Consider the following 6,000-nt stretch of genomic DNA (forward strand, 5'->3'; position numbering starts at 1 on the left):
CTCTTGGGAGCACGAGGCTCCCGGAAAACAAGCGTATTTTATAAAACCCGGTAGCCATTGGTTACCGGGTTTTTTTATGGGATCAAAAGCATACAACTAACAAATACAAGGATTCTTTTTTGATAGCGAACAATTTGGGTTAAACACCACATGAGCAGTGGCAGACCAGTATTATCTTTTATTTTTATCTGACAAAGAGTCAGAGGCTGTCTCATGTCTGTTGTTTTGTAAGTTGTTGAAAAATAAATAAAATATTTTTTATTTTGTGTTGACATAAAGTTTTTCTGATATACAATGAGCTCATCAAATACGAAACAACATTTAAAAACTAACGTTATGAAACAAGCAAGCGCATTAATACAAATTGAACAACCCGCCAAAAGTTGGCCGAGTAAAAATTTGCGCACGCTTTGCGATTATGGAAGAACAAATAGATAGGTCTTAACACGAGTTTGTTGAGGCCATGATACTGCCTCATAGGATCTAATTACCCAGTGAGGCAACAACCCACTGGGTTTTTTATTGGGAGTTACTATTGTGAGAAACGTTAAACGAATATGAATAGATACATCTTGCATGATGTTAAAGCTTCATTGGCTACTCAGAAAGCAAGATAGATCTTGGCTCTATCGTTTGACGGTAAACTAACAATAGGCGCTTTAAGTGACAGCGGAGTTATACTCCCTAACGATAGATAATCGGCTGATCTCGGTCTGAATCCGAGCAGAGCCACTAATTTGATAAACGGTAATTTATTTATGAAACAGCTAAGACAAAATACATCTGCATTACTCAGTTGCCCCGGAAGAACCTGGCAGCGTCGCACGTGTCCCGCGTTTGTCGGAGCCACAGTAATGAATGAATTAAGTCGTGCGATCGATTTAGAAAACTTACCATTGTGATCTAACTTTTATAAGTGAGGTCACATGGGCCTCACCCGGAGATAAAACCCGAGAGGCCCAAAGCCCTCGGGTTTTTTTATGCCAATACGGCAAACGTTCTTTAAAAATGAGTTGGTAAATTTGGAGTTTAAGAGCTCCACAAAGCAGGCATGGTGTAGCGGCAGCATGAGAGTCTTCCACACTCTGGGCCTGGGTTCGAATCCCAGTGTCTGCTCCAAATAAAAAATAGATGTAGAGTAGAGCGAATATCGATTTAGTTCTCCACCTATTCAGTAGCAAGATAGCTTAACTGGAAAAGCGCAGCTTTCATACGGCTGAAGTCGATGGTTCGATGCCGTCTCTTGCTACCACTTTTTAACAACATCTCGGTGTAGCGCAGTCTGGTAGCGCTCTTGGTTTGGAACCATGAGGTCGCAAGTTCGAATCTTGCCGCCGAGACCAATTTAAGGTGCCTTGGTCTAATGGCAATGATCTACGGTTGTCTCCCGTGGGATACGAGTTCGATTCTCGTAGGCACCGCCAATGTTTTGGAGAGTAATCTCGGATGGTCTGAGTCTCGGTTGCTAACCGAAGAGACTGGTAACGGTTCTGGTTCGATTCCAGTGTTCTCCGCCACGCCCTGAAAGCTGAATTGGAACAGCAGTGGGTTTCTACCCCACCGGTTGAAGGTTCAAATCCTTCTCAGGGCGCCAATTTTAAATGCCGATCGTCTAATGGCAAGACGCCAGCTTCCAAACCTGGTCATCAAGGTTCGAGTCCTTGTCGGCATGCCAAGTTATAAGCGCTATCCCTATCGTCTAGTGGTTAGGACACCTGACTTTCTATCAGGTTACCGGGGTTCAAATCCCCGTAGGGATACCAATATTTTGGGGATGTAGCTCAACGGGAGAGCGTCTGCTTTGCAAGCCGATGGTTGCGAGTTCGAATCTCGCCATCTCCACCAAATAGTAAAAGCCCGAGTGGTGAAATGGGTAAACACGCAAGATTTAAAATTTTGTGAGCAATGCTCTTGTCGGTTCGAATCCGACCTCGGGTACCAATTTATTCTGGGGGTGTAGTTCAATGGTAGAACGCCTGCCTGTTAAGTAGAGAACGATGGTTCGAATCCATCCTCCCCCGCCAGTTTATTAATGTTGCTTAGCTCAGTGGCAGAGCACTGCTTTCACACAGCAGATAGGTAAGTTCGATTCTTACAGCAACAACCATACCCTCGTAGCTCAAATGGAAGAGCGTTGTGCAGATTTTTGCTCCTGCAAAATCTGCACTCCCACATCCCTGTAGATCGTCTTCGAAACCATAGGTTGCAAGTTCGAGTCTTGCCGAGGGTGCCATATTCATTCAACAAAGGCTTGTAGTGTAGCGGGTTAACACATGTGACTTTGACTCACATAACGCAGGTTCGAGTCCTGCCGGGCCTTCCATTTTTAATGCCGGTTTAGCTCAGTTGGTTAGAGCGCCTGCCTTGTAAGCAGGATGTCGTGAGTTCGAATCTCGCAATCGGCTCCACATTTTTAGGAGGTGATGATGAAAGTTTTTTTAGATGACATACGTGAAGCCCCTAAAGGGTGGAAGCGAGTTTATTGGCCACAGGAAGCCATTGCTTTGTTAATGACTGGCAGTGTAACAGACATCAGTCTCGATCATGATTTGGGCAATGATTCAAAAGGGACTGGCTATGACGTGATTATCTGGATGGAACGTGCTGTTGTTGAGCGCGGATTAATTCCGCCAGCAATCAAAGTTCATTCCGCCAATATTGCGGCCAGACAACGTATGGATGCGGGTATTCGCAATATTCAAAATCTTTATCGCAAACGATTTTCTTAATGGGCATGTGGCAGAGTGATGATGCACTGGACTGCAAATTCAGCTAACGTCGGTTTGAATCCGGCCATGCCCTCCAATTTAGAGCAAATTCATAATGGAGGTAATCATGACTGCTCGAATCTTGAAACTCAATAAGGCTGGGATGCCAATTAAGTGGATTGGTTTGCAAGAAGCAGCCTATCTTCATTGCAAAAATCAAATTCTGTGGTCAATTGGTGAGAAAAGCGACCTGAGCATTTGCGGCGGCATAAATCGCATTACTCAACAACGATCACGTATCGAATTTGCTCCAGTGATTGCGGTAGACGGTGCTCTGCATGCCAATGCACAGCATATACCTAAACTCACTAACAATATGCTTTTTTCTCGGGATCATTACTTATGTTTGTACTGTGGTGAAAAGTTTACCAGCGAGATTTTGACTCGTGACCACGTGATTCCTCAAGGACAAGGAGGCGCTGACATATGGGAGAATTGTGTTTCGGCCTGTAAGAAGTGCAACAACCGAAAAGGATGCAGAACCCCAGACGAAGCGGATATGAAACTGCTCGCGATACCCTATCGACCGAATAAGTACGAGTATTTAGCTTTACAAAACAAAAGGATTTTAGCCGATCAAATGGCATTTCTTAAAAAAGGATTTTCTTCTAACCACTTTCGTATTCAATAATGCGAAGGTGGTTTTTTTATATTCCTCGAAAACCCTACCAGTGCACTTGTCTATACAAAGCCTTCTTTTATATCCGACTTTTTTGTATTCTTGAAAAACTACTCATTGTTAGTTATTATCACGCCGCGTAAAAGCAATAATGCAGTTGGCTTTTACATAACGAATACTTCAAGGAAAGGAGTGTCGAATAAGAAAGGATTGGTATTGTTCCCAGTGAATCACCACTACATCAGGCAACTAAGTTATTGATACCAGGAAGAGCACTTGCTCGAGGCTAATTGAATTAACTTAATAGAAAGGATTGTTGGTTGAAAAAGCATCATATAGATGTCAATTATTGACACCTTAAGCTTATGGGAACTCATTGTTGATATTTATTAATAAAGGTTCATTATGAGAAAGTCATTGTCTTTAGCTGCTATTTTATTAGCATCATCTGCTTATGCTTTACCTTCACTTGCAGAAAATCAAACGCCAGAAGCATTTCAGCCAGATTGGTACGCTGGCTTCAGTTTAGGTTCTGCCAAAGCCGACTCTAATACCGGCGCTCAGAGTTTTAAGTACTTGAACGTTGGCGGCAATATTGGTTACCGTTTCACTGAGCATTTTTCGGGTGAGTTTATGGCTACCTTCGCTAGTGATGATGAGCGTGATGAGGTGGTATCTAACTTAATCAATGAAAAAGTTGGAACCAAATTTGACGCTATCGGTTTATATTTAGTCGGTCAAACGACTGGTGACTTCTATGTAAAAGGTCGCCTGGGAATTGCTGAATCTCGATTCAGTTATTCTGCTCCTGGCTTTGAAGATGAAACCAAAGGCTCGTTCGGTGCTTCTTACGGTGCAGGCTTCGGTTTTAAAGCAGAAAAGTTCAATGTTGAACTTGAGTATGTTGTGACTCCTGAAGCGGATGACCCGATATTCTCAGCAGAAAGTTATGATACGAATGTAATTTCCCTAACAGTTAGTTTTAATTTGAATTAACTTAATCGTTCTATTGATAGTAAGTATAAAGGGGCTCCCATCATTAAGTTAGTAAGAATGGGTGTTTGTGTCGGATGAGAGAGAGTTGATCTGTTGACACAAAAATGAAGGTTAGCTTGATAAAGGCTAAATCTTTTTCGAAGCCGATATTGGTCTAATATTAAATAGTTGATGGGTGTCCCTGATATATCGTTAGTTTTCAGAAGCAATATTTTTCCTAATGCCCCTTCCTTTTGGGGGACGTTTATATTGAGTTCTATCCTGATTCCAGTGATTGTTTTTATGTAGGATTGAGTATAGAAGAAGAGCTTAGAGACTTAGAGGTCGTTGGGGATGTTGTTGTAGAGTTGGGCTACGTGTTAGTCTGAAGCTATAATTGCAGTGCTAATGTAGATGGTTTTCTTTTAAAAGTGTTATAGAAGAGATGCATAGTGGAATCAACCACTAAAATTAAAAAGAGAATAAGCACTTCATAAGATTAGTTTGATAAAAATACATAGGAACCCTAATGAGTACCGTCTCCTTTGAACTTAAATTTAATGCAAGTAAGTTTAAAAAGAACAATCGAGATAAATTTGAATCAATCTATAAAAGTTATGTTCCTAAGAACAGTGAAGAGCAATTCTTTAATTATAGAGATGATAGTGCACATTACATAAGCAACTTTGTATCTCCAGAAGAAGTTGATTTGGCCTCGCTATTAGCTGATTTGGAAGCCGCTGGTGCAAGAGAGAGTCTGATTATTGGGTGGTATAGTTCTACAGGAGAAAATACGTATCATATTCGTAAGAATGGAAAGATTTTGGATTTTGATTCTCTAGAAGAAATGAATGAGCATCTAAGGGAAATCGAGAAAGAACAGGCAGCTATAAAAATAAACTATGGCAAAAAGACTATTAACCAAACCTTGCTAGTTCGACTTCATGTCAAAGCAAAGGGTAAGAGAAAAAAGCATTTTGAGTTGTTTGATAAGCAATTGAAAGAGCCTGAGCAAAACTTTAAGGAAATCTTCGATTCGGTCGTTAAAGCGGAAACTCATGATATCGAGTGGGGAAGATTTAAATGGAAAGAAGACAGTAGCTGGAACTTTGCTTTCACGGATGGCTTAATTGATACATTGATTGATGTGCAAGAAGATGATGAGTTTATATTGTTGGCTTTTGATTTAGATAAAAAGGAGATAACAGTCGATGACTTTATTTGGTTTGTCTTTTTTGGGTTGGATGGCGTAAGAAAAGTTTGGGTGAAATACAGAAAAGGGAGCCACCAATTATACTTGCATGAACCAGGCATGGGCGATGAAGCTTTCTTTATCGATAAGACCATAGAAAACGATAATGACTGGCCTAAGCTTTAATTGCTTCAAATGACTGAAAGTTAGCTGAAGCTTTTGTATCTTGGCATTTAAACAAAAAAGCCCAGCAGATGTGTTCTGTTGGGCTTTTTGCTTTCTTAAGGAACTGTTTTAAAGAGAGTCTCTTTGGATAAGCGAGACTGTAAATAACTCTGTGTAACTGTCTATTATTAACCTATTGAATAGGAGATGGTAGACCGATGGACAAGAAAGAAATTGAAGCCTGGGCACGTAAAGCAGCTAAAGGTATCAAGACAGAGGAA

4 protein-coding genes and 16 tRNA genes are annotated in these 6,000 nt (G+C 41.0%); all 20 read left to right on the top strand.

The window, feature by feature from the left end:
• The first annotated feature begins 1,045 nt into the window (after positions 1-1,045).
• The 20 genes from NH399_RS15940 (at position 1,046) to NH399_RS16035 (ending at position 5,740) form a co-directional block, all read left to right on the top strand.
• Positions 1,046-1,119: transfer RNA gene (locus NH399_RS15940), tRNA-Gly, on the top strand.
• Positions 1,120-1,176: 57 nt separating this feature from the next.
• Positions 1,177-1,252, top strand: a tRNA-Met gene (locus tag NH399_RS15945).
• A gap of 14 nt (positions 1,253-1,266) precedes the next feature.
• A tRNA-Pro gene (locus NH399_RS15950) sits at positions 1,267-1,343 on the top strand.
• Positions 1,344-1,349: 6 nt separating this feature from the next.
• Positions 1,350-1,424: transfer RNA gene (locus NH399_RS15955), tRNA-Asp, on the top strand.
• 7 nt (positions 1,425-1,431) lie between these two features.
• Positions 1,432-1,517, top strand: a tRNA-Ser gene (locus NH399_RS15960).
• Position 1,518: 1 nt separating this feature from the next.
• Positions 1,519-1,594 (top strand) — tRNA-Arg (locus NH399_RS15965).
• A gap of 7 nt (positions 1,595-1,601) precedes the next feature.
• A tRNA-Trp gene (locus tag NH399_RS15970) sits at positions 1,602-1,675 on the top strand.
• 13 nt (positions 1,676-1,688) lie between these two features.
• Positions 1,689-1,763: transfer RNA gene (locus NH399_RS15975), tRNA-Glu, on the top strand.
• Positions 1,764-1,770: 7 nt separating this feature from the next.
• A tRNA-Ala gene (locus NH399_RS15980) sits at positions 1,771-1,845 on the top strand.
• 10 nt (positions 1,846-1,855) lie between these two features.
• Positions 1,856-1,941 (top strand) — tRNA-Leu (locus NH399_RS15985).
• A gap of 9 nt (positions 1,942-1,950) precedes the next feature.
• A tRNA-Asn gene (locus NH399_RS15990) sits at positions 1,951-2,024 on the top strand.
• Positions 2,025-2,033: 9 nt separating this feature from the next.
• Positions 2,034-2,107: transfer RNA gene (locus NH399_RS15995), tRNA-Val, on the top strand.
• 1 nt (position 2,108) lies between these two features.
• Positions 2,109-2,233: transfer RNA gene (locus NH399_RS16000), tRNA-OTHER, on the top strand.
• Positions 2,234-2,247: 14 nt separating this feature from the next.
• Positions 2,248-2,323: transfer RNA gene (locus NH399_RS16005), tRNA-Gln, on the top strand.
• A gap of 8 nt (positions 2,324-2,331) precedes the next feature.
• Positions 2,332-2,408, top strand: a tRNA-Thr gene (locus tag NH399_RS16010).
• 15 nt (positions 2,409-2,423) lie between these two features.
• Entirely contained in the window at positions 2,424-2,729 is a 306-nt protein-coding gene (locus NH399_RS16015) for a cyclic-phosphate processing receiver domain-containing protein (protein WP_253041811.1), read from the top strand.
• A 1-nt stretch (position 2,730) separates the two neighbouring features.
• Positions 2,731-2,805: transfer RNA gene (locus NH399_RS16020), tRNA-Cys, on the top strand.
• Between the two features lie 30 nt (positions 2,806-2,835).
• The gene (locus NH399_RS16025; RefSeq protein ID WP_253041813.1) at positions 2,836-3,399 is read left to right on the top strand and encodes an HNH endonuclease; all 564 of its coding nucleotides are present in this window, start codon (positions 2,836-2,838) and stop codon (positions 3,397-3,399) included.
• A gap of 393 nt (positions 3,400-3,792) precedes the next feature.
• Entirely contained in the window at positions 3,793-4,383 is a 591-nt protein-coding gene (locus NH399_RS16030) for an outer membrane beta-barrel protein (protein WP_253041815.1), read from the top strand.
• A gap of 508 nt (positions 4,384-4,891) precedes the next feature.
• Positions 4,892-5,740, top strand: a complete 849-nt coding sequence (locus tag NH399_RS16035; RefSeq protein WP_253041817.1) for a hypothetical protein — start codon at positions 4,892-4,894, stop codon at positions 5,738-5,740.
• Positions 5,741-6,000 lie beyond the last annotated feature (260 nt).

This window comes from Pleionea sp. CnH1-48, from assembly GCF_024124665.1.
Classification (GTDB): Bacteria; Pseudomonadota; Gammaproteobacteria; order Enterobacterales; family Kangiellaceae; genus JAMXSB01.